Origin of the sequence: Nostoc sp. (assembly GCF_036917235.1) — a bacterium.
GTDB lineage: Bacteria > Cyanobacteriota > Cyanobacteriia > Cyanobacteriales > Nostocaceae > Nostoc.
Map to the genome: position 1 here is coordinate 24,275 of NZ_JBALDU010000087.1, position 26,886 is coordinate 51,160.

Consider the following 26,886-nt stretch of genomic DNA (forward strand, 5'->3'; position numbering starts at 1 on the left):
ACCTACAATAAATTTTAACTGCAACAAGGCAAACAATGGCTAAACGATCTAAGTCAGGAAGATGTGTACATTGTTTACAAAATGTGGAATATTTGACACGAGATCATATATTCCCCTTTGCTTGGTATCCAGATAATACTCCTGAAAATTTGCAAAGATGGACAATTCCATCATGCAAAAAATGCAACGAGCAATATGGTAGATTGGAAGAGGATCTACTCTTGAGACTAGGTTTGTGTATTGATCCTGAAGATGCAAAGTCAAGCGGAATTACAGATAAGGTATTACGTTCAATAGATCCAGACTATGCAAATGATAGAAGAGAAAAACGAATAAGAGAAAGAAAAAGAGAGAAGATAAAACAAGAAATAGTTAAATGGGAAGCAATTCCACCTATAGGTTTACATCCAAATTTTGGAGTAGAAAGCAATGTTTACTATCCAGAATATCCATCTATTCCAATATCAGCCGATAAGTTAGAACGTTTGTGTCATAAGATAGTTCGCGGTATAACTTATTTTGTTGATCAGACTTTTATAGAAAACGATTTTGAGATTCAATTTTTTACTGTAGATGATAAAGCTGCTCAACCCATACTAAAAAAATATCAACAATTTTTGGAGATATACGAGCGTCCAGGGATTAAAGTAGTACGTGCTATTACAAGTGACAATCCCGATGCTGGTTTTTATGCCATAGAAATATGGGGCAGATTAAAAATGTACGCCGTAGTAAAGCCAAAAGAATTGTCATCCTGAATGCTATAAACAGTTTCTGCAAGATAAACACCAAAATCAAAATTTGCAAAACTCACTTCATTTGACTAAAAAACTTGCTTTAGAAGCATCACACCCCCAAAGCAAGCCAACTCTCTAAATTACTTCTTTACTTCGCGCCTTTTGCGGTTCGTTAAAGTTGCTTCACTTCCGAAACCAACTTCGCTACCATATCCTTCGCGCTACCAAAAAGCATCGTCGTTTTATCCTTGTAGAACAACTCATTATCTACACCGGCAAAACCTGTACTCATCCCGCGCTTAATCACAATCGTCTGCTTCGCCCGATCTACTTCCAAAATCGGCATACCATAAATCGGGCTACTTGTATCACTCCGCGCCGCCGGATTTACCACATCATTTGCCCCAATTACTAAAGCCACATCCGCTTGCTCAAACTGGGGATTAATATCATCCATATCGTACAACTGCGTATAAGGCACATTTGCCTCTGCAAGCAACACATTCATGTGCCCCGGCATTCTACCAGCAACAGGGTGAATAGCATACTTGACATCAACACCCATTTTTTCCAACTGATCTGACAATTCCCGGACGCTATGTTGCGCTTGGGCAACTGCCATACCATAACCGGGCACAATTACCACAGAACGAGCATAACCCAACATCATTGCGCCTTCTTCAGGATCGATGCTGCGGACGCTTTGATCGGTTGCACCACCACTAGCAGCACCACCACCAGAACTTGAACCTGTACCAAAAGCGCTGAACAGCACACTAAATAAGGAGCGGTTCATCGCCTTACACATAATTTCGGTGAGGATTAAGCCAGATGCTCCTACCAAAGCACCAGCGATGATTAACATATTGTTCATCACCACGAATCCAGCCGCCGCCGCCGCCACACCTGACAACGAGTTCAACAGCGAGATTACCACTGGCATATCGCCGCCACCAATGGGGATGACGAACATCACACCCAGCACCAATGAAACGCCAACCACTCCCAAGAATATGGGTAAGCTATCTGGTGTGATGATTAAGTAGGCACTACCTACTAGATAAGCACCCAGAAGCAAGAGGTTAAATGGTTGCTGGAATGGAAATGTAATCGGGGAACCGCTAATTAAACCTTGCAATTTGGCAAAAGCGAGAAAACTACCTGTGAAGGTAACACCACCGATTAACACGTCCAATAGCATGGAAATGTTCACATCTAGGGGTATTGTCTGAGAATTATCCAGTAACCGCCAGAATTCGGCAACGGCTACTAGTGCTGAAGCCGCACCACCCAAACCGTTGAGTAAACCCACCATTTGGGGCATTTCGGTCATTTGGACTTTGTAGGCAACGATCGCACCAATTCCCGATCCAATGGCCAAGCCCAACAATATCATCTCGTAGTTCAACACATGTTGATCTAACATTGTCGCTGCGATCGCCAGCAACATCCCCACAGCCGCTACAATATTACCGTTTCTCGCTGTAGCGGGCGATCCCAGCTTTTTTAAGCCCAGAATGAATAACGATGCAGCGACTAAGTACGTCAGCTGAATGCCAGTTGGTAAAAAGTCGCTCACGCCTTAATCTCCTTCTTCTTGAACATTTGCAACATTCTGTCTGTCACTAAAAATCCACCCACAACGTTGACTGTTGCCAATACCACAGCAATCAAACCAAGAATTACTGACACACTAGTATCTCTCGCACCAGCAGCAACTATTGCTCCCAGTACTGCAATGCCAGAAATCGCATTTGAGCCTGACATCAAGGGCGTGTGTAGAGTCGGTGGGATTTTGTTGATGACTTCAAAACCGATAAAAGATGCCAACACAAATACAAACAAAGCAGCAAGTAATGCCTCTGTCATGAAATCAAAACTCCTTATGGTAATTTGGCTATTAACCTGCTCCAACGCCGCTCAAAGCTTGTAGTGCATCGCGGACTCGCTGATTGCGAATTTCACCAGCGTGGGTAACGCAAGCTGCATCAACGATGTCGTCGCTAAAGTCTACTTGTAAAGCTTTGTCTTTAATTAGCAGTTGCATCAACGATGTTACGTTCTTGGCATACAATTGGCTGGCGTGAATTGGCATTGATGATGGGAGATTGATGGGGCCGATAATTGTCACGCCGTTCCACACAATATCTTTACCGGGTTCGGTACAGGCGCAGTTACCACCCTGATCGGCAGCCAAATCCACAATTACTGAACCTGGTTTCATTTGTGCCACCATTTCTTCTGTAACTAGCCGTGGTGCTTGTCTTCCAGGTACTTGGGCGGTAGTAATTACAACATCAGAATTTTTGACGTGTTCGGCGACAACTTCTTGGGTACGTTGTTTGCTAGCCTCAGAAATTTCCTTGGCGTAACCGCCAGCGGCAACGGTTTCTTCGTCTAATTTAACTTCAACGAATTTTGCCCCTAAGCTTTGCACTTCTTCTTTGACGGCGGGACGGATATCAAAGGCTTCTACTACTGCTCCCAAACGTCTGGCGGTAGCGATCGCTTGCAAGCCCGCTACACCAGCGCCCATAATAAATACTTTCGCTGGAGCGATCGTACCTGCGGCTGTGGTTAACATCGGAAAGTATTTCGGTAATGCAGCTGCCGCAATTAATACTGCTTTGTAACCTGCTAATGAAGCTTGCGAGGACAAAGCATCCATACTTTGCGCTCTGGTGGTACGGGGGATCATCTCCATACTCAAAGCTGTGACTTTCCGATTTGCCAATTGCTGCGCTACAACAGGATTTCCCAAAGGATTGAGGAAACTGACTAAAACAGCCCCTTCCTTTAACAAATCAATTTCTGAGCGTCCATCTTCTCGTTCTTGCGGTGGACTGACTTTCAACAGAATATCTGTTTCGCCCCATAATTTGGCAGTATCGCTGATTATTGTAGCTCCTACGGCTTCATAGTCAGGATCGCTAAAAAAAGATCGCTCTCCTGCACCTGCTTCTACCCACACTTCCAAACCTTGTTTTACCAATCGGGCAACTGTGTCAGGAATTAATGCCACACGGCGTTCACAAACTTCAATTTCTTTAGCAACTGCTATTCTCATGAAATCTCCTGAAGATAAATACTTAATCTCTGCCAAGTAAGCGATTGTCCAGATGATGCGTGTCCCGCACTCATAGTACTTAGGCAGGAACATCAGCCATGAATTTTACTTGTAGATTGAACCTTGAATCTTTCCTCTCCCACTCTAAGCTCTCCAGGCAAAGCCTCACTTTGCCGCTCGCAGATGTCATATTTTCAGATAGTTGCAAACAGGGTTACGTATTGCACATCCTAAATTGATTCCCAAATTTTGCATCTTTATCTTTAGCTTGTTTTCGGGATTGAGAAATTTTGGTATTCCTTTCTTATAGAGTAATATTGACCGAATTTTGAAAGCTTGATAATTTCCCAATCAAATTTTAATGATTACGACTTCGATTCCAATCCAACTTATTTTAATCAATTTAGCCCAACTTAACTGGCGATCGCTGATGACATGGATCAATTTTTATAACAAAATTCTCAAATTTAGATACACTTATACATATTTGGAAACACAATCCAACCCTCAACTGTGTTTATATCTAGTTCAAATTTGACCAACTTAGTAATCAAATCAGGGCTATATAAGGTTAATGAAGTAAATTCAATATCCGTTTTTTTAACACTAAGTAATTGTACTGTTGCCTAAAATTCAGATAGAATGACACTTTTTTTGGAAATTAAACGTCCATTGTCAGGAAGCCAGTAGTAAAGTTTAGTAAAGAATACTAACACACAGTCATTTTTAGATAACAGATTTATATTTTGGTAGAGGAAGCCCGATTATGCGACGTTTACTTTCTGCTTTAGCCGTGACTAGCCTTTTGGTTACTGGATTACCAGCCTTGAGTTGGGCGCAAAGCTTACCTGGATTTACGCTGTTTAGCGGCGTCAAAGCCGAAAATCAGCTACCCTTCCGGTTAGATTTTGGGGGACAAGCTAATGGTTGGGATCGATACATATTGAAAATTCCAGCCAAAAGAATGAAATTGGCAGTTGGTCAATTTGCGATTAACTACCCTGATTATTACAAAGGAACTTTTGACCAGAAAAAAATTGAAGTCCGAGTCAAAGGCAAAGCTGTTCCGCTTTCTGAGGTGAAGTGGGACAAAGAAGGTAAACTGATTAATATTTTTCCTCAAGAGCCAGTGCCAGCAGGTAGTGCAGTCGAGGTGGTGTTATCTAACGTGAAAAACCCATCCTTCGGTGGAGTTTACTATTTTAACTGTCAAGTACTCTCCCCTGGCGATGTGCCACTACTACGCTACATGGGAACATGGATTTTGAGCATTAATTAAGAATAGAGAATAGGGAGTAGGGATATAACCAATCGGCGATTCCCAATTCCCTAAAAAAGTGATACAATTAGAGATTGTGAGTTTTTATAAAAATCACCTAAGAGGAGAAGAGTATGAAAAGAACACTTGGCGGTACTAGCCGTAAGAGAAAAAGAACCTCTGGTTTTCGCGCCAGGATGCGGACACCAGACGGCAGAAACGTGATTAGCGCCAGAAGAAAAAAAGGCCGTCACCGTCTGGCTGTTTAGGACAGATCGAGCGATAAAGAGCATCTGTGGCTTTGCCCAAAACAAATCGGCTAAAATCCCGAAAGGATTTCCAGGCAGTTTTCCGAGAAGGAATTCGGCGTCATGGCTCTTATTTAACATTGAGAGCCTTAAAGCCCTTATATTCAACGAAACCTTCTTTGGACACTGCCACTCAAACTACACAAGCAGCTGAATCAAAGCTCCTTGCCAGCACGCGGATTGGTATTTCGATTAGCACAAAAGTCAGCAAAAGGGCAGTGGTTCGCAACCGAATTAAACGGCAAATTACTGCTGCTTTATATAACCTGCTGCCAAAATTATCACCAGGATGGCGGCTAGTCTTCATTGTCAAACCTACAGCAGCAGAATCTAAGTGCGTAAGCCCACAATTTCTGCAAGAATTAGAGCAGTTGTTGGCACAAGCTGAGGTGTTCGATGGGAATTCGTGAAGATGTTTATTATGAAGGTGGCCCCCATATTGGGGATTTAATTGTCAACCTGCTGATTGGGCTAACCATTGTCGGGCTACCATTAGCAGTCGGGGCAATTGTTAGGGCATTGTGGCTGCGTTTCCGCATCACCGATCGCCGAATTACTGTGATCGGAGGTTGGCAGGGACGCGATCGCACTGACGTAATTTACTCAGAAATCGTCAAAATCGTCAAAGTTCCCCGTGGCATTGGCTTTTGGGGAGATATGGCGATTACTCTAAAAAACGGCAACCGTCTCGAATTGCGTGCAATTCCCAATTTTCGGGAAGTCTATGACTACATCAACGAAAGAATTGCCGCCAAAAATCCCGAATATATCGCCGCTGCCAACAAGTGATGATAGTAGGGGCAGATTAGGGAGATGGAAGAATCAATGCCCAGTCCCCAATTTAAATGTGCGGCTATCCGTAGCGAAAGATAGTCGCCGACAAATCATGATTTAGATAAATTAGATTCAGTTTACAGTACCTCAGGTTGAATTCAGAATAATGGATTTTGGTATCGGCTTTCTCTCGAACAACGTGATGCTGCCAATCATAGATTTCTTCTATGGTATAGTGCCTAGCTACGGATTAGCGATCGTTGCTTTGACCTTGATAGTCCGCTTCGCGCTCTATCCCCTGAGTGCTGGCTCAATTCGCAATATGCGGAAAATGCGAATTGTACAACCTCTGATGCAGAAGCGGATGGCAGAAATCAAAGAGCGCTATAAGGATGAACCGCAAAAGCAGCAAGAGGAAATGGTTAATGTCCAAAAAGAATTTGGCAACCCTTTGGCAGGCTGTTTTCCATTACTAGTGCAAATGCCAGTCTTGTTAGCGCTGTTTGCCACCTTGCGGGGTTCACCTTTTGCAAGTGCGAACTACAGCGTTAACCTGCAAATTCTTCCCGCAGAACAAATCGAACAAATTCAACCGCAAGCCTTTGCCACTGCTCCGCAAAATATTTACGTTGCAGATGGGGAACACGTTAAAGTAGCTGCCATTCTTCCTAGCGGAAGTAAATTAGCGGTGGGAGAACAAACCAAGATACAGTATCAGACTGTTGAAGGTAAACCATTTCAGGTACTCTTAGCAGAACACCCAGAAAATAAGCTGATTCCTGATTGGAAAATTACCAAGGGTGAAGATAGGATAAAAATTGATGCCGAGGGCAATGTAGAAGCCTTGCAACCAGGAGATGTCACCATTCAAGGAACAATTCCTGGATTAGCAGCAGAAAAAGGCTTTCTATTTATTGATGCTTTAGGCAGAGTTGGCGCACAAGATCCAGATGGCACAATCCACTGGGATATCGTCGCCATGATTGTCTTCTTTGGGATCAGCCTTTATGTTAGCCAAATGCTTTCCGGGCAAAATTCCAGCGGTGGCAATCCGCAGCAGGATACAGTTAACAAAATCACCCCCGTCATCTTTTCTGGGATGTTCTTGTTCTTCCCCCTACCAGCTGGGGTGCTGATGTATATGGTGATTGGTAATATTTTCCAAACCGCTCAAACTTATCTTCTCTCCCGCGAACCTCTACCGGAGGAACTACAAAAAATTGTAGAAACCCAGGAGAAAGAAGCAGCAGTCGTAGAACAAAAAGCATTACCATTTGAACCAAAAAGTCCTAAGAAAAAGGCGACAGGGGGATCATGAGCGACATTGCGATGCAGCGAGGTCAGCAGTGGTTAAAAACCCTGCTGGAACTCACTGGAATACCTGCTGAGATTCAGGGTCATTTAGAAACTGCCCAATCTCAAGACGGAGATTCTCCAGAACCAGATAACTACTGGTTGACTATTGACCAAACCAATTTGACATCAGAACAAATCCAGGTGTTAATTGGTGCTGATGGTTCTGTGTTAGATGCGATTCAGTATCTAGCAAATTCGGTTCTAAACCTTAGCCAACCCACAGAAGAACAAGCCTCTTACACCATTGAGTTAAATGGCTACCGGGTCAAAAGAGAAGCCGAAATTCGCGCCTTGGCAGAAGCAGCAGCCGATGAAGTGCGCTTTTCTGGTAGAGAAGTGGAAATCAAATCTCTTAGTTCTGCTGAACGGCGTCAAGTTCATACCTTCTTGAAGGAATTTGGAGATTTAGAAACCTTCAGTCGCGGTAAAGAGCCACATCGTCATCTGGTTGTCTGTCCAGCTTCGTTGGAAGGAGTTGGGAGTTAGGAGTCGTTCAATTTTGGATTTTAGATTTTAGATTTTAGATTTTTTATTCAATCCAAAATCCAAAATTCAAAATCTAAAATTGTCAGAGTTAGGAGTTAATTGAAAACTCATAACCATATATAATTTCAAAATTTCTCTTGTTCTTAAGGGATAAAATAAAGATTCAGTATCAGTATAATTGCTGGTAATCGAGATAAATTTTAGTGAGGATATCTCACGAATCCTATGGACGCAATTTATATTCCGCAGCTAACTCAAGCCCCGGAGCGGACAGAGGAAGTTCAGGTTAATGAATTTCTGCCTGGTCTGGAAACTTTGACACCAGTTCGCGGCTACGTGCGCGTACAGCATCATGGTAATTACTTGCAAGTGTCTAGTCAGGCAGAAACAATTATTACTTGTACCTGCAACCGCTGCTTGCAGCAATACAATCGACGTTTAGGGCTTGATACGAAAGAAATCATCTGGTTAGACGAAACTGCAAATCAGGCAAATGACTTGCCCTTAGAAAGGGAAGTAGTTATGGAAGAGTTGCTGGAAAGTTTACCGCCCGATGGTTATTTTTATCCAAACGAATGGCTGTATGAGCAGATGTGCTTGGCAGTACCACAACGGCAACTGTGCGATCGCAATTGTCCAGGTATTCCTGTAAGTAGTACTGTTGAGAGTTCTGATAGTCCTGAAACTCCAGTTGATAACCGCTGGGCTTCTCTGGAAGCACTGAAAAAGAAACTTCCGAGCTAATAGCTTATTGCTTATGCCTAAAATTCTGTGATTTCCCGCCCGTGCGTAGTTTACCGCCGTAGGCATCGCTTTCGGGAATATTAACTCGACAGAGACAGCATGGGTGGCAAATATACGAGGCTTGTAAGATGCGATCGGAAAGTTTATGTCTACTATTGTATCTCGGCTCTACATTACACAAATATTCTGCGATGTAGATGACTTCTGTAAGCAGTGGGAAAACTTATGGCAACAAATACCACTTTTACAAGGCATCACCGGAAAAATTAGGGTGACTGACCATCAATAACATTTAGAAAATCTTCAGCCGTGATAATCGGGCAAGAAAAATTATCTTTTAGACTGAGTAAATCGCGATCGCCCGTCACGAGATAATCAGCCTCACTTACCATAGCCAAAAGTAAAAAAGGCACATCAAACGGATCGCGACATTCAGGAATTACAGGCAAGCGGCCGGGCATTGCTACAGCTTCACAAAAGAGTATGTAATCCGATAGTAAATCTTCTTGCTCAGTTGGCGTGAGCTTAAACTTTGGATAAGCCAGCACTCGGATTAACTCAGTTGTTGTCGCTTTAGAAACCAGCGGAGTGAAGAGATCGTCCTGCCATGCCAAACGAAGCCTAGATACTCTGCCCCCAAATATCAGCGCCGAGATGATATTTTTAGTATCGATTACTATCCGTGGACAAACCATTAAGATTGACGCGCCCAAGCCACTGCATCAGCCACATCCTGCTCACTCAGTCCTAAATCCGCCAGCTTAGATCGAACTGCATCAGCCCGCTGAATTTTTACTGGAGTCAGAATAATTTGCCCCCCCTCCACCTTTACCTCAAAATACTCAGCCTCACCGATTTCACGAGTAATACTTTTAGGCAGCGTTAGTTGATTTTTAGAAGTTAACTTGGCGAGCATGACTTGCCTCCTAGCCTTTGCTATCAAATGTAAGGATTCCTTACTTGAGTATATACATCCTACCTTACTAAATCTAAAACTCAATCACACAAACAGCTTTTCTGACAAACGTGTAACTATTGACCCAAAGTATTGTAAGTCAGTTGGCGACGCGATGGCGATCGCACTTCATCAATTCCAACTTATCAATTGCGACGCCGAATAGCCCGTCGTAGACATCGCTACAACCCGCATGATCCCGTTGGGTGATAAAATCTGCTTATTGTTGCAGCGTGATGACCACTTGCAGGTATAACTTGCCCCAATTAATGCAGGTGGTCATAATTAAACATAACAACCTCACTCCTTTTCAACTCTAAATATTGGACGTAATCTAGCCATGTATTGAATTGGTTTTAGCTCAAACTGAGACAACATTTCACATCCAGTCCAACAGTATCCTTTTGGGCTATTAAGTGCTGAAGTCACAACCCAAAGCACAAAATTAGGATTTTTATTTGCCTGCTCAACTTCGTTAGCAGTAATTATAAAAGCTGGTTCCCTTCCAGAAACACCCTTTACTTCAACATTTTTGACTATGGAATCTTTAGTACAAATTAAGTCGTAACCGAATTTATCTCTTTCAACAGATTGAATATTCCAGCCATTATACTGTTTTTGTACAAAATCAATTGCGGCTTTCTCAACTTCTTTATTTTTTTGATAATTGCCAAAACCAGCAGCTAGAGAAGTCGTTTCATCTTTTTGTTCTTCTTCCTTTTGAAGTTGAACTATACTTGTGGCTTGAATAGTTTCGCTTTCATTACTAGAGTCTGAAATGTTTGAAGATTCTGATTCCTCAGAGGTGTTATCAGGTTTTATTTCTTCAGTTTCAGATATTTTTTTAGCAATTTGCTTCTTTAGTAGACTTTCACACAAGTTCAAGGCATTAACGGCTTTTGAATATCCGGGCTGAATGTCAAGTGCCTGATTGTATGCATCAATAGCATCTTGATAGTTCATCTCATCCTTGTGCTTCTTGCCCTTGTCGCAGAAAATATCAACTAAACGCTTACCATATCCTCTCCTCGAAAGAGGCATCGAATGGTCTTCCCAAGCCGAATCTAAACTTTCACAAAATCTTTCATCAAACTTACATCCTCCCTGCATAAATGTGAAATTAGCTCCCATGAACTGAGGCATACACCTTAATTTTTCTTGCTCTAAAGGCTGATCAAAATCAACAACAGAATCTATTTGAACAACTACCATAAAGCTGTTTCCATAGAAGCTATTTAAATAGGCTTCACTTAGATGTTCATATTCTTTTTGTTTGTTTAGTTGGTATTCTTTAAGTGCAGGAACAACTTTACCAGCAGCAAAAAAGCCATGCGGTCTACTGCCTGTTCGTTTAAAATAAGCTTTATCTCCAACTTCAATCTTAGTATTATTTCCGCAACTCCACGTAGTATAATAAAATTCTCCGGCAGTAATTTCTTTCTTTGCATCTTTTATGTCATCACGGATGTCAATTTCAGAATTGTCATTGCACAGAAATATCAACGTTTTCATTTTTGATAAATATAATTTTGATGTTGGCTGTTTTCAGCTTGACCTTTCTGTTTTTAGTCAGGCATCAGTAATTACATCACAAATTAATAAAGACTTGATAAACGGCTTTCAGTTTTCGGAAGTTTATAAAAAACGTGGGTGACTCCTGCCGCCCATAAACCGACTCTTTGGTTAATTCCTCAAACTGTGCGATCGCACTTTGGTATTTCTTCGTTGCACGGGGCGTTGCATCCCATAGAGGTATTGAGCCGAGATATGAACGAAAAAGGTAATTCAGAAATGTTTACGTCTAAGTGTATTATAAAAATCTTTATTTTTCGTTAGTCCACGGAGGCGGTCACTGAGCTTGTCGAAGTGTGGACTCAGTTTGTATAGCAGTGAATTCTATTCGCCTAATATTTTACTGAACAATGAGAGAAGAACAAATAACCATAGCTAAATATGAACTTCCGTGAAGAGTTTAAACTGCTGCTACGCGCCCGCTACCCTTTGATTTATATTCCCACTTATGAGGAAGAACGGGTAGAAGCAGCTATCCGGGAAGAAGCAACCAACCAGGGTAATCGCCCAGTATATACTTGGGATTTTGTCGATGGCTATCAAGGAAACCCCAATGATGTTGGTTTTGGGCGACGTAACCCGTTGCAAGCTTTAGAATTTATCGAAAAATTACCAGCTTCCGCACCTGCGGTATTGATTTTACGAGATTATCATCGCTTTTTAGATGATGTAGCGATCGCTCGCAAACTCCGCAACCTGTCGAGACTTCTCAAGTCGCAACCAAAAAATATTGTTCTACTGTCACCACGCATTGCCATCCCTGATGATTTAACCGAAGTGCTGACAGTCGTCGAGTTTCCCTTACCCGCCGCCCCAGAAATTAAAACTGAGGTGGAACGCTTACTGCAAAGTACTGCTAACTCCCTTTCTGGCAAAGTTTTAGATGACTTGGTGCTATCTTGTCAAGGACTTTCAATGGAACGGATTCGCCGGGTTTTGGCAAGAGCGATCGCAACTCACGGTGAATTGCGACCAGAAGACGTGGATCTAGTTTTGGAAGAAAAACGCCAAACTATCCGCCAAACCCAAATCCTGGACTTTTACCCCGCCACTGAGCAAATTTCTGATATAGGCGGACTGGATAACTTGAAAGACTGGCTGATTCGCCGGGGAGGCTCATTTACAGATAAGGCGCGACAGTACGGATTACCGCACCCCCGTGGTTTAATGTTGGTGGGTATTCAGGGAACTGGTAAATCGTTAACGGCAAAAGCGATCGCTCATCACTGGCATTTACCCCTGCTACGTTTGGATGTAGGAAGGTTATTTGGTGGTTTGGTGGGTGAATCAGAATCTCGCACTCGCCAAATGATCCAAGTAGCTGAAGCCCTCGCTCCCTGTATTTTATGGATTGATGAAATAGATAAAGCCTTTGCCGGACTTGGTAGTAAAGGTGATGCAGGAACAGCTAGCCGTGTGTTTGGCACTTTTATTACCTGGCTAGCCGAAAAAAGCTCACCCGTGTTTGTCGTCGCCACCGCCAACGACATCCAAGCTTTACCGCCAGAAATGCTCCGCAAGGGGCGATTTGACGAAATTTTCTTTGTGGGATTGCCCACTCAAGAAGAGAGAAAAGCAATTTATGATGTTCATTTATCCCGATTGCGCCCCCATAACTTGAAAAGTTATGACATCGAAAGGTTAGCTTATGAGACGCCTGATTTTTCTGGGGCCGAAATTGAGCAAACTTTAATTGAAGCGATGCATATTGGATTTAGCCAAAACCGCGACTTTGCTACCGACGATATTTTAGAAGCAGCTAGTCAAATCATCCCCTTAGCACGAACTGCCGTAGAGCAAATTCAGCAACTCCAAGAATGGGCTGCTGCTGGGAGAGCGCGTTTAGCATCTAAACACAGTCCTTTGAGCGAACGCCTCCGGCGCACTACGTGAAGCCAAAATTAAATGTAGAGACGTAGTACTCCTATGTCTCTACAAGGGTTCTAGATAACGCATATTTAATTTCACCAGATGTCTATTCAGCATGGCTACAATAATCAGTTAGTCAAAAGTCAATAGTTAATGATGAATTATTATGGACTATTGATTCTTATACTGATGGATTACTTGCTTCTTTACTTGTAATACCAATTTGAAAAATGATTGCGACAGATGGAAAACTGAAACACTTATCTAATGGATGTTTCACAATCCAAAATCTAAAATCGTTCGACTGAGCGTAGCCGTACCCCTCCGGGGAAGCAAGCTACGCGTAGCGTTCCGCAGGAAAGTCTAAAATCAAAAATGGTATAACCCTTGAGAGCCAGTTAAACAGCACTCTCCTCAATGGGGAAAATACGCACATGACTGGCTCACCTTCACCCTTGACTCTTGATAATCAGGTTTTAATTATGTTGTCTGGCTTAACAAAGTTTCTACTGGGGTTTTTCTTAGCGATCGCTGTGCTAATAGGTGGCGGTGTTGCAATTGCACTCTATTTTATGAATCGTACTGGCATAGCCCCTGCCAAACACATTTATTCCAATGATAGTCCTTCGGTGAAAGCCCAAGCTCCTAAAAAAACTGAGCCTGGAGAAAGTAAGCCCGCTCTTACACCTGGAACATCTACTCAATCGTCTTCAAGCTCAACCTCTACTCCTACAGAATCACCAAAGGCTACCCCATCATCACAACCATTACCAGCAGGAGCTTACCAAGGGCGTGTTAGTTGGGCTGAAGGCTTGAGTTTGCGATCGCAACCAAATCAAGAAGCTGAAAAGATTGGTGGAGTTGCTTTTAATCAAAAAATTATTATTTTGTCAGAAAGTGAGGATAAAACTTGGCAAAAGATCCGTTTGGAAGGTAGCGAACAAGAAGGTTGGGTGAAAGCAGGTAATACTGAAAAAGTTGATGAACAATAGGTACAGGGCATGGGGCAAAAGAGTGCTGTTAGCGGAAGCGGGGCGTTTAGCCCGTGCTGAGTTTTGTTTATCCCCTTGTCCCCCACTCCCCAGGGCACTTACTTGTAAAGAATCATACGAAAAGTTATTCTTACATATAGCTAAGTGGTATAGTTTTTTATAGTCATTAACTTTAAAAAAGCAAGTGAAAACAGGGGTAGCTAGCCATTTAATCAAGCTTGCCTCAGTCTACGAGGCATCCGAAAGCATCAAGGTTGTTCCTATCGTAGTTAATTTTAAATTTTTAAATTGGAAAAAGTTATCGACTGGTGCTGCAATGCCTCTTTTGTCTGTGGCTCTGATTACGGGGCTTCTGAGTATTGCTGGAGAAGCTTTAGCACTTCAGAAAATAGGAAGTAATGGGCCTGAAGTTAGCAGTAGCCAGAGATGTTTAAAAAAGTTAGGCTATTTTAACGGCCCAGTGACAGGTAAGTTTGCTAGCTTGACTCAAAATGCTACGATCAAATTCCAGCAAGCCAATAAAATATCGGCTGATGGAGTTGTAGGTATTACTACTCAACGAGCCTTGCAACGAGCGTGTCAAAGTAGAAGTTCTAGTAGAAATATCGGTAGCACATCGCGAGCGCCAGTTGGTCAATATCCTACTCTTTCTCAAGGCAAAACTGGTGCAGCCGTCACAAGATTACAACAGCGTCTACGGCAATTAGGCTACTTTAATACTAATCCCACGGGGAATTTTGGACGAATTACTAAAGATGCTGTAATTGCATTCCAGCGAAGTTATCGCATAACTGCTAACGGGATTGTGAATCAACAAACTTGGAACGCACTAATGGGTTCCTCTCCGACTCCAGGAAGATCGAGTCTTTCCACTCAACAAGTCAGAGAACTCCAAGTGCGTTTGCGGCAGCTAGGTTATTTAAATGCTGATGCCACTGGGAATGTTGGCCCAATGACTAGAGAAGCTGTAATTGCATTCCAGCGAAATAATGGACTACCTGTTGATGGCATTGCTAATGCCCAAGTTTTGGACTCAGTGCGTAGAGTCTCCACTGGTGGCATTCAACAACCAGGTAGAAATTATCTCACTGTAGGGGATCGCGGAGAAAATGTCAGATTAGTTCAAGAACGTTTAGCGCAATTGGGTTTCTCTAATACTAATCCTGATGGACTTTTTAACGATTACACCAGACAATCTGTGATTGCATTCCAGCAACATTCTCGAATTAATTCTACTGGAAATGTAGATTGGCAAACTTGGGAAGCATTGGGGTTAAATGGTTCAACTACGGACAATTATACTCAAAATAATGATTATGTATTAGCTGACACTAATCGCTATGCATTACCTCCTGCCAATGACAATGTAGCACCTGTTACCAATGGCAACACATTAGTTGCTAATAATCCTTACAGAGTAATAATTCCAATTTCTAATAATGATACTCTGAGCAAAGTGCAACAATATATACCCAATGCTGTCGCGGAGCAATCCAATCTAGGGGATTATGTGAATGCTGGAGCATTTAGCGATCGCACCCAAGCAGAAACCCTCACGAAAAAGCTCCGTTCATTAGGTCTGGATGCACGGGTAAAATACAATTAAATTGACAAACTCAACTGGGAACCTTCCTGAGTTTTATTCACTTCAATCCTGGCTTGGAAGGCTTCTTTGAGGTGGGGCATGTGGGTAACGGTGAGGATGCAAGCAAAATCGGAAGCGATCGCATTAATCGCCGCAATCAAGCGATCGCATCCTTCAGCATCCTGTGTACCAAAACCTTCATCCACAATCAACAATTGCAACGCCGCTCCCGCCCGTTGCGCTAATAATTTCGCCAAAGCCAAACGGATGGCAAAGTTAATTCTGAAGGCTTCTCCACCAGAGTAAGTTTCATAAGCTCGTGTTCCTCTAGAATCAGCGATTAAAATATCTAAGGTGTCTATCAGCTTGGCATTTTTCTTGGTTGATTTAGCACTACGCCCAGCTTTTTGAGTAATAAATTGTACATGAAATTGATTCCCACTCAACCGCGAAAGTAGTTTATTTGTCTCGGCTTCAAGTTGCGGTAACACATTCTCAATCATCAGTGCTTGGATACCATTTTTACCAAAAGCTTGCGCTAATTCCTGATAAACCCGATATTCCTGCTTGCAAGATTGTAGTTGCTGCTGCTGTTGTTCATACTGAATTTGCAGCGTTTCTAGTTGAAGCGCCAGCTGTTCCAAACGCCCCAACTTAGCTATTTGCTCATCAAGTTGCCGTCTGCGTATGGCTAACTGCTGCTCTAAAGCTTGAATTTGGGCAGATGGGTTAGCTGTTGCTTGTAATTGTTGGATAATGCTTTCAATCTGTCCGCCAAGTTTTTGCCGCTCCGTTACTCTGGCGCTTCTAGACTCCTCTAACTCTTGCAATCTCGTCTGGAGTTGCGGATACTGCTGCTGGGCTGATAGCAGTTGTTGATAACGCAAATGCCAAGATTGAGCTTTCTTTGCAGCCATACGCAAATTGTTGTGCTGCTCGGAACTGTAGCCAATTTCAGTAATGTGACGTTCAAGAGCGGCGATTTGTTTAGCACATTCAGAATCAATCTGATCTTGCTGGATTCTGGCTTGTAATTGAGCAATACTAGCTTGAAGTTCTGGTTTTCGAGCTAATAGTTGCGCTTGTCGCTTAGTAGCATCTTTAATTTGTCCTTGTTTAATTTCTGCCCATCGCCACCGCTCAACTTCGCTCCGAGCGAGGGCGTGATCTTGTTCACTATAATTAACTTGTTGCAGATATTGGTCTAGCTGCCGGAGTTCGGCTTGTTTATCGGGAGCGTAATCACCAGCTTGGAGCGATCGCTCTAAATGCTGTTTTTCAGCAGCAATTTGTTGTAACTGTTGTTGCACATCAGTTGTCGCTTCTAATTGTGCTGCCAACTGTCCCCGGTGTTCGCGTAAACCGTCGTAGCCAGCCAATTGTTGGGATATATCCCGATATTCCTGCCTAAGTACCTGAATTTCTCGGTCAGACACAGCCATTTGTTCTCGCACTACCCAAAACTGCCCTTGAGTATCCTCTAACTCACTTTGGGTTTTTTCTACTACTCGACTCCAGTGATGTTCGTCTAAAGGACGCTCACATAATGGACAAAGTGCTTCAGGATTTTGGAGCATTTGTAATTTCTGCTCTAATTCTCCCAGCAATTTTTCATAATCCCGTTGATGAGCTTGCAGACGTTCGATAAAGTGCCGCCTTTCTTGCCCCTTTTCTTGGACTCGTTGCAGATAAACCCGCTTTTTCTCCAGTTCCTCGATCTGGATTGCTACATCCATTACCGCTTGTTTTAGTTGTGGTTGGCGGCCATGCTGGCGTTGCAATTGGTTCTCAGTATTTTGGAGTTGTTCGAGTCGCGCTACTAAACCAGCATGAGTGCGATCGAGTTGACTTTGTAAAGTTGCTCGTTGTTGCAACAAGGGAGTCACTTGCATTTGCAATTGATCTAGACGAGCAACATGGTGACGGGCTGCGGTTAGTTGTGACAAAGCGGCTTCTACTTCACCCGATTTGGTGAGAGTTTGTTGAATGTCTCGCTCTTGTTGCTGTAAAGCTTCTAGCTGCGCTTGGGCTTGTTGCAGTTGCCGTTCAATTTCGTGAATTTGTTTGGTAAGCTGTTGTTGCTTTTGTTGGCGATTCTGCCCGGCGCGGGTGTGTTCTTCAAATTTGACAGCAAAAGCTTCTTCTTGAGATTGGAGACTTTGATATTGAGCATATCCAGCTTTAATCTCAGCTTCTTGGCGTAATATTTTTTCTAAATCTGATAGCTGAGAGCCAATAGCTGATTGTTCTTGTTGGAGACGATCGCAATCTTGGGTAAGATTTTGGTATTGCTGCTTTACAAAATTTAGTTGTTGTTCCCAATTTTGGCGCTGATGCTGGACAACTTGCAAACTTTGTAATTGAATATTATCAAAAGCTTGCACCTGTTGCAATTGGTTGAGTTCGGCTTCTAACTCTACTCTTTGCGCTTGGGTGATTTCGCGTTGTTGCAGCTGAATTTTTATCGACTCCAAAGAACGCTCTAACTCTACTGCTCTTGCTTTAAATTGACGAGAAGATTCCTTTGCTCGTTCTTCTAAATCATCATACTGATTGAGTTTTAACAACTCCGCTAAAATTTCTTTGCGTTCCGTTGGACGCTTGAGCATGAATTCATCTGCACGACCTTGACGTAAGTAGGCAGAATTAATAAAAGTATCATAATCAAGCTTGATATGTTCTAAAATCAAATCCTGTGTTGCTCTTACCCCTTTGCCTGTGAGTGAACGAAATCCAGAAGGTATTTCTATTTGAAATTCGAGGACGCTAGTACCTCCCCGAATTCGGGTACGAATCACCCGATATTTTTGCTGGTTACTTTGGAAAGTAAAATCAACCCGAACTTCTTTCGCACCAGAATAGATGACATCATCTTCAACAGTGGCACGGCTTTCACCCCAAATTGCCCAAGTGATTGCTTCTAAAAGAGAAGATTTACCCGCACCATTGGAACCACAAATACAAGCCGTATGCAAACCGCCAAAATCTAAAGTTGCATCACGGTAACTGAGGAAGTTTTTGAGGATAAGTTGTACTGGGATCATTCACCCTATAGCGCCACATCTACTTTTAATCATTAACAGTACAGATGCACTGTTTGTTAGTTTAGCTATCTAGATATCAGGTTTCTAGTCTTGAAGACATCAATTTTACAAAAATTTACAATGCTATGAGTGAATTTTTCTTGTTGCATGAAAAAGTTTTACTGTCTTCGGAGAAAAATGAAACTCTCCAGGAGGCTTTTGTTATTTCTTTCTGTTATCTGAGAAGAAAACATTCTTTTTTGATTTGTGAGAATTGAAAGTTACAGATCCCTGACTTTTCAAAGAAGTCGGGGATCTTGTCTCTTAGGAATTATTTAGGATTGTTATTGGCTAGTTGCGATCATTTGACCTTGACCGAGGTATCAACAATCCAATGTATGTACCGACAGCAAATTTTGTTAAATCTAGAAATGGAGGGCGACTCTTTTCATCGATAACTGCAAGAGTGAGAGAACCAATCACCATAATCAGCGTTACAACAGCCAGCACTTCATCTCTTGAAGGAAATTTCTTGGATAACATTGACTCACTCCCAAATCGTTTGAACCACTACATTCATACTTTGACAGGTGAGTGTTTGTTCTAGGCTTAAATACAGGTTTGTGATATGAGTGAGTTGTGTATGCGATGAGCATGAATTGCCAAATAGACAGTTAGAATCAGCAAAAGTGTAGTGGTTAGCTTATGTCCGGGCGATCGCTTTCGTGTTCTCCAGAAGGTATCCAAAAAGCAAATAGAGCTTTGATCCGCTGTTCCTTAACTCAAAAGGCATTAGCTGAAGATTTAAGAATTACTCGCCAGCCGATCGGAAAGTTCTTTACAGGTAAACCTGTTGACCGCAATCTCTTTGTGCAGATTTGCGACAGGCTAAACCTAGAGTGGGAAGAAATAATTGCTGAACCAGCTAGTGAACCAGAGGTAAATCAAGATAACAGCATTGATATTGATGCCTTAGTCCAAGAAGTACGCGAAAAGATAAAACCCCTCATTCAAGAACGCTGCGGCACAATGCGAGTGCTAGATATGACTCAGCCCATTGGGTTGAATGACATTTACACCAGCGTCAATATATTAGAGACAATCACTGGACAGCAACGGTTAGGAATTAATGAATTATTGCAAGAATGTACAAACGAGGATTTTGGCCGCTTTACACTGACGAGGATCGCTGCAAAACGAGTGCCAGGACTGGAGGCGGTTAAGAAATATTCCAAGCTGATGATATTGGGTAAACTAGGAGCAGGTAAAACGACATTTCTGAAGTATTTAGCGATTCAGTGTATTGGAGGTAAATTTCAGGCTGAACGTGTACCTATTTTTGTCACCCTCAAAAACTTTGCGGAAGCTGCAAACAAACCTGGATTATTGCAACACATCACTGAAGAGACAATAAATCCTATCTCTTCTATCCAAGATGTACTAACCTATGGCAAGGCATTAGTTTTACTCGATGGGTTGGATGAGGTTAGAGAAGAGGATAGTAACCGTGTATTAAAAGAAATTCGTGAGTTTTCCGATCGTTTCCCAAAAAATCAGTTTGTCATTACCTGCCGGATTGCAGCAAAGGAGTATACTTTTGAGAAGTTTACAGAGGTGGAAGTTGCTGATTTTGACGATGATCAAATTTTCAACTTTACCAATAACTGGTTTAAGGATAAAGCTGTAAAACCAGAGAATTTTATCAAACGTCTCGAAGAGAATAACCGCATCAAAGAACTTGCAGCAAGTCCGCTGCTGCTGACGTTACTTTGTTTAGCATTTGAAGAGTCAGGGGATTTTCCTGCAAATCGTTCTGAGTTATACAAAGAAGGACTGGATGCGTTATTGAAAAAATGGGATGCCAAGCGGGGAATTCAACGCGATCAGATTTACAAAAAGCTATCAGTTCAACGCAAAGAAGATTTACTCAGCAAAATGGCGTTAACTACCTTTGAGGGGAGTGAATATTTCTTCAAGCAGAAAGTAGCAGAACAATACATTACACAATACATCCGCAATTTACCCGGTGCTAATACTGACGAAGAAGCATTGCAAGTTGACAGTGAGCAAGTTTTGCGTTCAATTGAACATCATCATGGACTAGTTGTAGCAAGGGCAAAAGGGATTTACTCATTTTCTCACCTCACATTTCATGAGTATTTCACAGCTAGAGAATTTGTGGTTGTGAGACAGTCATCAGAGGAAGCGTTGCAAAATCTTGTTAGCCACATCACTGAGAAACGCTGGCGGGAAGTCTTTTTACTTGCGGTAGGAATGTCGCCAAATGCAGATCAGTTATTGTTGTTGATCAAAGAGAAAATTGATTTTATAGTGGCTGATGATCAGAGGTTGCAGCAGTTTCTTCTGTGGGTAAGAGAAAAATCTCTTTCCGTTAAGTTTTCTTACAAACCAGCAGCAGTTAGGGCCTTTTACCTCGACCTCGACCTCGACCTCGACCTCGACCTCGACCTCGACCTCGACCTCGACCTCGACCTCGACCTCGACCTCTCCCGATCCCTCTCCCGATCCCTCGACCGATCCCTCGACCGATCCCTCTCCCTCGACCTCGACCTCGACCTCGACCTCGACCTCTCCCTCTCCCGCTCCCTCTCCCGCTCCCTCTCCCGCTCCCTCTCCCGCTCCCTCTCCCGCTCCCGCTCCCGCTCCCTCGACCGATTCCGCTCCCTCGACCGCTCCCTCGACCTCGAGCGATCCCTCTACCTCTCCCTCGACCTCGACCTCGACCCAAAAATCAAGAATTTGCTGCAAAAACTTCGAGAGCAACTACCAAGCAGACAAGACAGGCAAGAATTTAGAAAATGGTGGTTAGCTAATGAGAAGGCTTGGTGTGAAGAATTTAGAGAAGTAATGATTGAATATCGAAATATCGGTCATGATTGGCAACTCAGTAACGAGCAAAAGGAATTGCTTCAGAAGTATTATGATGCCAATAAATTACTAGTAGATTGTCTAAATAGTGATTGTTATGTCAGCCGTGAGGTGCGACAGCAAATAGAAGATACTTTATTATTACCGATCGCAGAGATTAAACAGCGTCAGCAGCAATCTTAAATACCCACATAACAGATAGTAAATAATTCGTTAAGAAAACGAAAATATTTCTCCAGTTCTAGCAAATCAATCTAGAATAAAAGTAAGAGTTCGCAGTCAGCCTGTTCGCCTCTATTCAATGGCTAAAGATATGTGGACATAAAAAATAAAACAGCATTTAGAAACAAAATAATACTCATTTTGCGTCTTAATGAGTGTCTCGCTTCTAATTTTAGTAACGCACATTAGAATACAAATTCTGAACAGCGATGTCTACGACGGGCTATGCCTGCGCGATCATCGCACACTCTTCCCATCATAATAAGTACTTATATATGCCCATAGACAGGTTCCAAAACAGTCAGAAACAAACTCAGTGAATCCTCGTCATTAAATACATCACATATACAAAGGATAACCCTCTTATGACTCGCTTACATCAATGGAAATCTGGAACTGCTGCACTTATGGCAATAGCAGTTACTACAACCGTCATTAGCCCCCTATTTAGCTTGGCTCCTGCTAATGCTCAATACAACATTGGGCAAAACAGAACTGGACAATACGGAAACGCTACCATTCCTTCTGGAGTTGCTCTTCCTGTCACCTACGAAAAAGAGACAATTACTATTGCTCCTGGGGAAAGTAAATCTCTAACCTTGAGAATAGCCAACGACATTATCGACAGAAATAGAAACGTCTTGATTCCTGCTGGTACTAAAGTACATGGACGGCTAGAATCTGTTGACTTAGATAGTTATTCCAGAGATACAAGAGATGATGATAATCAAGGAAAAGGTGTAAAGTTTGTCGCTCAAGAATTAGAATTTTCTAACGGCCAGCGTCAGTCGATTAATGCAACTTCTCGGACATACACCACAACTGAAAGAGTTTCACAGAAGCCCAACACAAGTCAGGTTTTAACTGACGCAGCTATTGGTGGGGGTGCTGGTCTTTTAGGTTCATTAATTACTGGTAATCGCAGAATTGACGATTTAAAACCTGTTATTGGTGCGGCTGCGGGTGCCGGTGCTAGCGTGCTGTTGCGGAAAAAAGAAGGAAATGCCTTTGTACTCAGACCTGCACAGGATTTAAGGCTTACACTGGATTCTAACTTGAATTTAGTACCAAGATCGCGCTAATAAATTTAACTTCATTCAAGTTGTGAATTTAATTATCCCTTATATGCGATCGCCACTTTGACTATGAGTGTGCGATCGCCTTTATTTTTAACCCTAAAAACTTCTATTGAACAGCAACTATTCCACCTTTATCTCGTCTTAATCAGTATCGATATTTATTGTAATACTTATTTAAAAGTTGGCTCTATTGTATTCTGTATCTAAAAGAGTATTCAAAATTATGGAATATCCTGATACTTTTATTAAGTAGTAGCGATCGAGGAGCTTTTTCTTGTGGTAATTCAAGGTTTCGGTTTAAGCACATATCTTGCAATTCCCGTAGTATTAAGTCTTTTGGTTCCGGGAGACAATATACAAGTATCTTTAGTTGAAAACGTCCGTCAAGTATCCACGAATAAGGAAGTTAGCCTATCTAGCCGTGAGCTAATGAGCGCGAATTCAACACCGAGAACATACTATGTTAGTGGTAGTGGAAACGACAATAATAGCGGACTTTCTACTTCATCTGCCTTTAAAACAATTCAAAAGGCAGCAGACCTTACCAACCCTGGCGATACAGTATTGATAATGAATGGAGTATACACAAATATAGGCAAAGCTGGGAGTGTAGTAAGTATTAGACGTTCTGGAACTGCAAATGCATGGATTAGGTATAAAGCATATCCTGGGCATTTACCAAAAATTCAGCACAATACATGGAATGGTATAACGATTTCAAATAAAGCTTCATATATCGAGATCAACGGGCTAGAGGTTATAGGAAACAATGCCAATATCACCCTTGATTATGCGATGAAAGAGAAGACTAACAAAGTAAACCCACTGACAAATGGAAACTGTATAAGCGTTGATGGACGAACTAATGGTCATGTTCATCACATCCGTATTCTGAACAACAAAGTGCATGACTGTGGAGGAGCAGGTATTTCTGCGATTCAAGCAGACTATGTGACAATAGATAATAATGTGGTATTTAATAATGCCTGGTACAGTGTTTATGGTTGCAGTGGCATTTCAATGTTGAGTAATTGGAATTCTGACAACAACCAGGGATACAAGATGTTTGTTACTAACAACAAGACCTACAACAATCGTATGTACATCCCTTGGATTGCAGTTGGAAAGATCACAGACGGTAATGGCATTATTATCGATAGTACAAGAAATCAAGACAGCTCAAAATTGGGTGCATATAAAGGACGTACTTTAGTTAAAAATAATCTTGCATTTAATAACGGTGGTTCAGGGATTCATGCATTTTTAAGCGACCATGTTGATATTGTAAATAACACAGCTTTTTTGAATAATCAGAGTCCAGAACTTAATGGTGGGCAAATATTTGCTCATACCTCATCCGATGTCAGAATTCTCAGGAACATTCTCTATGCTTTTCCTGGAAAAAATATTAATAATAACACTAAAAATGAAAACGTTGTTTATGATTACAATATCTATCTCAATAGTTCCAAGATAAGTGTCAAGGGGCCTCATGATATTGTTGCAGACTCAGAGTTTTTAAGTAAGCATCCCACTCTCGAAAAAATATCTGACGATTGGAAATCACAGCCAGAGAAACAAAATCCGCCAACCCGGACTTCTATACAGGCTAATTCGGCAGGTTTTGTTTGCGATCCAGTGAATTATCCTTTGCAAGGCAATCAGATCACAGTGGGATGCTCCCCCCTATCTTCAACTCAAACTGCTTTTTCTGATGTTTCATCTAACTATTGGGCAGCACAATTTATTCAACAATTGTCTCAGCAAGGTGTAATTGCCGGATTTCCTGATGGTAGCTTCCGACCAGAAGAACCAGTGACACGCGCTCAATTTGCCGCAATGGTTGATAAAGCTTTTCAAAAAGCCCAACAACGGCAGGCAATTAATTTTACTGATGTACCCAGCAACTATTGGGCATCCAGTGCGATTGGGCAAGCTTATAGCATTGGTTTCTTATCTGGTTATCCTGGAAATCGCTTTGAACCTAACCAAGCTATTCCCCGCGAACAGGTTTTAGTTGCCCTCGCTAACGGTTTGAAATATAGTCCTAGTGGCAATACTGAAAGCACTCTGCAATACTTCAACGATGCTCCTAACATCGCTAGCTATGCCCGTAGCCCAATTGCAGCTGCAACCCAAAAGCAAATTGTGGTTAACTATCCGAATGTGAAATTACTGAATCCAACTGCAACTGCTACACGGGCGCAAGTAGCAGCTTTTATCTACCAAGCATTGGTTAGTTCTAATCAAGCCTCAGCAATTAACTCGCCTTATGTTGTGTTAAGACTTAGCAATTAACTCGCCCTATACAATGTCGGGTCTACTACTTCAACACCTGTATAAGTCACAATTATAATCTGTTGACTGAAATAGTTATTCCATAGGCGATCGCCACTTTAACGAGAGTGTGCGATCGCCTTCACTTTTAACCATAAAATTTTCTATTTAACAGCAACTATTCTTTCTCTATATCGTCTCCCTCAGTATCTATATTTTTGAAAATTTGCTAATAGGTAATTCTGTGATTGCACTACTTCTATTAGCTAGTTCCTTTGGCATAGATTTTTTTTATGATGACTGTATGACTAAAGTAATGGTTTTTACCAAAAGCAAAAAAAATAGGAACCTTGTACTTTAGTAAATGTCTAACTAATTAACAGTAAAAAAATAATAGGACTGGAGCAAAAAAATAATGTTTAACTTAAATCGTTGGCAATCTAGAACAGCTGCATTCATGGCTTTGAGCGTCACAGTAGGTACTGTAGCGCCTTTCATTACATCTTCACCATCTTTAGCTCAAACGACTTTTTCTGATGTTTCATCTAACTATTGGGCAGCACAATTTATTCAACAATTATCTCAACGAGGTGTAATTGCCGGATTTCCTGATGGTAGCTTCCGCCCAGAAGAACCGGTGACACGCGCTCAATTTGCTGCGATGGTCAACAAAGCTTTCCAAAAAGCACAACAACGGCAGCCGATCAGTTTTGCTGATGTACCTAGCAACTATTGGGCATCCAGCGCGATTCAGCAAGCTTATACCATTGGTTTCTTATCTGGTTATCCTGGAAATCGCTTTGAGCCTAATCAAGCTATTCCTCGCGAACAGGTTTTAGTTTCCCTCGCTAACGGTTTGGAATATAGTCCCAGTGGCAATACTGAAAGTACTCTGCAATACTTCAACGATGCCTCTAACATCGCTAGCTATGCCCGTAGCCCGATCGCAGCCGCAACCCAAAAGCAAATTGTGGTTAACTATCCGAATGTGAACTTCCTGAATCCAACTGCAACAGCCACTCGCGCCCAGGTAGCAGCTTTTATCTACCAAGCATTGGTTAGTTCTAATCAGGCCTCAGCAATTAACTCGCCCTATGTTGTGGCTGTCGGATCTACTACCCCAACACCTACATCAGTGACAATTGCTCAAGGGACTGCTATTCCTGTGAAGTATGACAAGGCAGAAAAAATTCTAGTTACCAAGGATGAAACATCGCCCTTGACATTGACAGTATCCCAAAACGTGGTTACGCAAGACGGAGCTGTAGTGATTCCTGCTGGGAGTCAAGTTGTTGGTCAACTAAAACCTGCTACAGGCGGTTCTCAATTCGTTGCCGAGAAACTAGTTTTGACCAATGGTCAAGAGTATCAGCTGAACGCTAGTTCTGACGTTATTACCAAAACTGAAACCGTCAAGAAGGGTACTAGTCTTGGTTCAATTATCAAGAATACTGTATTGGGCGCAGGTGCGGCAACTGCGGTATCTGTTGTCACAGGCGATCGCGCCATTGCCACAGAAGAAGTCTTGGGTGGTGCTGGTATCGGTGCGTTAGTTGGTCTGTTCTTTGGTAAGAATAGTGTTGACTTAATCGCCATTGACCCGAATACCGATTTACAAATGACAATCAATCAAAATTTGTTGGTTTCACTAAGATAGTTAGGAGTGAGAAGTTAGAAGTGAAGAGTTATAAGT

At 42.1% G+C, this 26,886-nt stretch carries 23 protein-coding genes and 2 pseudogenes; 17 read left to right on the forward strand and 8 right to left on the reverse strand.

Annotation, left to right across the window (positions count from 1 at the left end; genetic code table 11):
- Positions 1-35: 35 nt before the first annotated feature.
- Positions 36-758, forward strand: a complete 723-nt coding sequence (locus V7K44_RS24325; protein ID WP_334935201.1) for an HNH endonuclease — start codon at positions 36-38, stop codon at positions 756-758.
- Between the two features lie 151 nt (positions 759-909).
- Here the strand turns inward: V7K44_RS24325 and V7K44_RS24330 are convergent, their stop codons facing one another.
- Genes V7K44_RS24330 through V7K44_RS24340 form a run of 3 tightly spaced genes read right to left on the reverse strand, consistent with a single transcriptional unit; the run spans position 910 to position 3,804 of the window.
- Positions 910-2,316, reverse strand: coding sequence for an NAD(P)(+) transhydrogenase (Re/Si-specific) subunit beta (locus V7K44_RS24330; RefSeq protein WP_334935203.1), 1,407 nt, complete (start codon positions 2,314-2,316; stop codon positions 910-912).
- Entirely contained in the window at positions 2,313-2,606 is a 294-nt protein-coding gene (locus V7K44_RS24335) for an NAD(P) transhydrogenase subunit alpha (protein WP_100900811.1), read from the reverse strand. The genes V7K44_RS24330 and V7K44_RS24335 overlap by 4 nt, the downstream gene beginning before the upstream one ends.
- Positions 2,607-2,637: 31 nt before the next feature.
- Positions 2,638-3,804, reverse strand: a complete 1,167-nt coding sequence (locus V7K44_RS24340) for a Re/Si-specific NAD(P)(+) transhydrogenase subunit alpha (RefSeq protein WP_334935293.1) — start codon at positions 3,802-3,804, stop codon at positions 2,638-2,640.
- Positions 3,805-4,570: 766 nt separating this feature from the next.
- Here V7K44_RS24340 and V7K44_RS24345 point away from each other — a divergent pair.
- The 8 genes and pseudogenes from V7K44_RS24345 to V7K44_RS24380 all read left to right on the forward strand — a co-directional run.
- Positions 4,571-5,083, forward strand: a complete 513-nt coding sequence (locus V7K44_RS24345; RefSeq protein WP_334935205.1) for a DUF2808 domain-containing protein — start codon at positions 4,571-4,573, stop codon at positions 5,081-5,083.
- A gap of 113 nt (positions 5,084-5,196) precedes the next feature.
- Positions 5,197-5,331, forward strand: a complete 135-nt coding sequence (gene rpmH, locus V7K44_RS24350) for a 50S ribosomal protein L34 (protein ID WP_084227158.1) — start codon at positions 5,197-5,199, stop codon at positions 5,329-5,331.
- Positions 5,332-5,357: 26 nt separating this feature from the next.
- Entirely contained in the window at positions 5,358-5,780 is a 423-nt protein-coding gene (rnpA, locus tag V7K44_RS24355; RefSeq protein WP_334935208.1) for a ribonuclease P protein component, read from the forward strand.
- A complete protein-coding gene (locus V7K44_RS24360) occupies positions 5,767-6,159 on the forward strand; it encodes a PH domain-containing protein (protein WP_334935210.1) in 393 nt (130 codons plus the stop codon). Before rnpA ends, V7K44_RS24360 begins: the two co-directional genes overlap by 14 nt.
- 151 nt (positions 6,160-6,310) lie before the next feature.
- The gene (gene yidC, locus V7K44_RS24365; RefSeq protein WP_334935212.1) at positions 6,311-7,462 is read left to right on the forward strand and encodes a membrane protein insertase YidC; all 1,152 of its coding nucleotides are present in this window, start codon (positions 6,311-6,313) and stop codon (positions 7,460-7,462) included.
- Positions 7,459-7,986: a Jag family protein gene (locus tag V7K44_RS24370; protein ID WP_334935214.1), complete on the forward strand. Its 528-nt coding sequence runs from the start codon at positions 7,459-7,461 to the stop codon at positions 7,984-7,986. Before yidC ends, V7K44_RS24370 begins: the two co-directional genes overlap by 4 nt.
- 225 nt (positions 7,987-8,211) lie before the next feature.
- Complete coding sequence (locus V7K44_RS24375; protein WP_334935216.1) at positions 8,212-8,730, forward strand: YceD family protein; 519 nt, start codon at positions 8,212-8,214, stop codon at positions 8,728-8,730.
- Between the two features lie 145 nt (positions 8,731-8,875).
- Positions 8,876-9,007 (forward strand): annotated as a pseudogene (locus tag V7K44_RS24380) (IS982 family transposase); the annotation flags it as partial.
- On the opposite strand, the gene V7K44_RS24385 reads toward V7K44_RS24380, so the two are convergent.
- The 3 genes from V7K44_RS24385 to V7K44_RS24395 all read right to left on the reverse strand — a co-directional run bounded on the left by V7K44_RS24385 (position 8,997) and on the right by V7K44_RS24395 (position 11,197).
- Positions 8,997-9,425: a putative toxin-antitoxin system toxin component, PIN family gene (locus tag V7K44_RS24385; protein ID WP_334935220.1), complete on the reverse strand. Its 429-nt coding sequence runs from the start codon at positions 9,423-9,425 to the stop codon at positions 8,997-8,999. The pseudogene V7K44_RS24380 and the gene V7K44_RS24385 sit on opposite strands and share 11 nt — an antisense overlap.
- On the reverse strand, positions 9,425-9,646 hold the full coding sequence (locus tag V7K44_RS24390; protein WP_029637898.1) for an AbrB/MazE/SpoVT family DNA-binding domain-containing protein: 222 nt from the start codon (positions 9,644-9,646) through the stop codon (positions 9,425-9,427). The genes V7K44_RS24385 and V7K44_RS24390 overlap by 1 nt, the downstream gene beginning before the upstream one ends.
- A 339-nt stretch (positions 9,647-9,985) precedes the next feature.
- Positions 9,986-11,197: a protein NO VEIN domain-containing protein gene (locus tag V7K44_RS24395; RefSeq protein ID WP_334935222.1), complete on the reverse strand. Its 1,212-nt coding sequence runs from the start codon at positions 11,195-11,197 to the stop codon at positions 9,986-9,988.
- 138 nt (positions 11,198-11,335) lie between these two features.
- Between V7K44_RS24395 and V7K44_RS24400 the strand changes: the two genes are divergently transcribed.
- From V7K44_RS24400 to V7K44_RS24415, 4 genes are all read left to right on the forward strand, one after another.
- The gene (locus V7K44_RS24400) at positions 11,336-11,521 is read left to right on the forward strand and encodes a hypothetical protein (protein WP_334935224.1); all 186 of its coding nucleotides are present in this window, start codon (positions 11,336-11,338) and stop codon (positions 11,519-11,521) included.
- A gap of 117 nt (positions 11,522-11,638) precedes the next feature.
- Positions 11,639-13,150 carry an AAA family ATPase gene (locus V7K44_RS24405; RefSeq protein WP_334935226.1) on the forward strand — a complete coding sequence of 504 codons (1,512 nt, stop codon included), beginning with the start codon at positions 11,639-11,641 and terminating at the stop codon, positions 13,148-13,150.
- Positions 13,151-13,608: 458 nt separating this feature from the next.
- Complete coding sequence (locus V7K44_RS24410; RefSeq protein ID WP_334935295.1) at positions 13,609-14,118, forward strand: SH3 domain-containing protein; 510 nt, start codon at positions 13,609-13,611, stop codon at positions 14,116-14,118.
- A 184-nt stretch (positions 14,119-14,302) separates the two neighbouring features.
- Entirely contained in the window at positions 14,303-15,724 is a 1,422-nt protein-coding gene (locus V7K44_RS24415; RefSeq protein WP_334935229.1) for a peptidoglycan-binding domain-containing protein, read from the forward strand.
- Here the strand turns inward: V7K44_RS24415 and V7K44_RS24420 are convergent.
- On the reverse strand, positions 15,721-18,747 hold the full coding sequence (locus tag V7K44_RS24420) for an SMC family ATPase (RefSeq protein WP_334935232.1): 3,027 nt from the start codon (positions 18,745-18,747) through the stop codon (positions 15,721-15,723). The two genes, V7K44_RS24415 and V7K44_RS24420, sit on opposite strands and share 4 nt — an antisense overlap.
- Positions 18,748-19,077: 330 nt before the next feature.
- Complete coding sequence (locus tag V7K44_RS24425; protein WP_334935234.1) at positions 19,078-19,269, reverse strand: hypothetical protein; 192 nt, start codon at positions 19,267-19,269, stop codon at positions 19,078-19,080.
- A gap of 162 nt (positions 19,270-19,431) precedes the next feature.
- Here V7K44_RS24425 and V7K44_RS24430 point away from each other — a divergent pair, with 162 nt between their 5' ends.
- The 4 genes and pseudogenes from V7K44_RS24430 (at position 19,432) to V7K44_RS24445 (ending at position 26,850) form a co-directional block, all read left to right on the forward strand.
- On the forward strand, positions 19,432-21,798 hold the full coding sequence (locus V7K44_RS24430; protein ID WP_334935236.1) for an NACHT domain-containing NTPase: 2,367 nt from the start codon (positions 19,432-19,434) through the stop codon (positions 21,796-21,798).
- Positions 21,799-22,202: 404 nt separating this feature from the next.
- A complete protein-coding gene (locus tag V7K44_RS24435) occupies positions 22,203-22,919 on the forward strand; it encodes a conjugal transfer protein TrbI (RefSeq protein ID WP_334935238.1) in 717 nt (238 codons plus the stop codon).
- A gap of 1,647 nt (positions 22,920-24,566) precedes the next feature.
- A pseudogene (locus tag V7K44_RS24440) lies at positions 24,567-25,196 on the forward strand (S-layer homology domain-containing protein); the annotation flags it as partial.
- A 412-nt stretch (positions 25,197-25,608) separates the two neighbouring features.
- Entirely contained in the window at positions 25,609-26,850 is a 1,242-nt protein-coding gene (locus V7K44_RS24445) for an S-layer homology domain-containing protein (RefSeq protein ID WP_334935240.1), read from the forward strand.
- Positions 26,851-26,886 lie beyond the last annotated feature (36 nt).

Coding starts and splice junctions, on each gene's coding strand:
- V7K44_RS24395 (WP_334935222.1), bottom strand. CDS start 11,197: ATGAAAACGTTGATATTTCTGTGCAATGACAATTCTGAAATTGACATC.
- V7K44_RS24430 (WP_334935236.1), top strand. CDS start 19,432: ATGTCCGGGCGATCGCTTTCGTGTTCTCCAGAAGGTATCCAAAAAGCA.
- V7K44_RS24445 (WP_334935240.1), top strand. CDS start 25,609: ATGTTTAACTTAAATCGTTGGCAATCTAGAACAGCTGCATTCATGGCT.
- V7K44_RS24375 (WP_334935216.1), top strand. CDS start 8,212: ATGGACGCAATTTATATTCCGCAGCTAACTCAAGCCCCGGAGCGGACA.
- V7K44_RS24385 (WP_334935220.1), bottom strand. CDS start 9,425: ATGGTTTGTCCACGGATAGTAATCGATACTAAAAATATCATCTCGGCG.
- V7K44_RS24360 (WP_334935210.1), top strand. CDS start 5,767: ATGGGAATTCGTGAAGATGTTTATTATGAAGGTGGCCCCCATATTGGG.
- V7K44_RS24340 (WP_334935293.1), bottom strand. CDS start 3,804: ATGAGAATAGCAGTTGCTAAAGAAATTGAAGTTTGTGAACGCCGTGTG.
- V7K44_RS24325 (WP_334935201.1), top strand. CDS start 36: ATGGCTAAACGATCTAAGTCAGGAAGATGTGTACATTGTTTACAAAAT.
- V7K44_RS24435 (WP_334935238.1), top strand. CDS start 22,203: ATGACTCGCTTACATCAATGGAAATCTGGAACTGCTGCACTTATGGCA.
- V7K44_RS24425 (WP_334935234.1), bottom strand. CDS start 19,269: ATGTTATCCAAGAAATTTCCTTCAAGAGATGAAGTGCTGGCTGTTGTA.
- rpmH (WP_084227158.1), top strand. CDS start 5,197: ATGAAAAGAACACTTGGCGGTACTAGCCGTAAGAGAAAAAGAACCTCT.
- V7K44_RS24335 (WP_100900811.1), bottom strand. CDS start 2,606: ATGACAGAGGCATTACTTGCTGCTTTGTTTGTATTTGTGTTGGCATCT.
- yidC (WP_334935212.1), top strand. CDS start 6,311: ATGGATTTTGGTATCGGCTTTCTCTCGAACAACGTGATGCTGCCAATC.
- V7K44_RS24405 (WP_334935226.1), top strand. CDS start 11,639: ATGAACTTCCGTGAAGAGTTTAAACTGCTGCTACGCGCCCGCTACCCT.
- V7K44_RS24370 (WP_334935214.1), top strand. CDS start 7,459: ATGAGCGACATTGCGATGCAGCGAGGTCAGCAGTGGTTAAAAACCCTG.
- V7K44_RS24390 (WP_029637898.1), bottom strand. CDS start 9,646: ATGCTCGCCAAGTTAACTTCTAAAAATCAACTAACGCTGCCTAAAAGT.
- V7K44_RS24345 (WP_334935205.1), top strand. CDS start 4,571: ATGCGACGTTTACTTTCTGCTTTAGCCGTGACTAGCCTTTTGGTTACT.
- V7K44_RS24410 (WP_334935295.1), top strand. CDS start 13,609: ATGTTGTCTGGCTTAACAAAGTTTCTACTGGGGTTTTTCTTAGCGATC.
- V7K44_RS24420 (WP_334935232.1), bottom strand. CDS start 18,747: ATGATCCCAGTACAACTTATCCTCAAAAACTTCCTCAGTTACCGTGAT.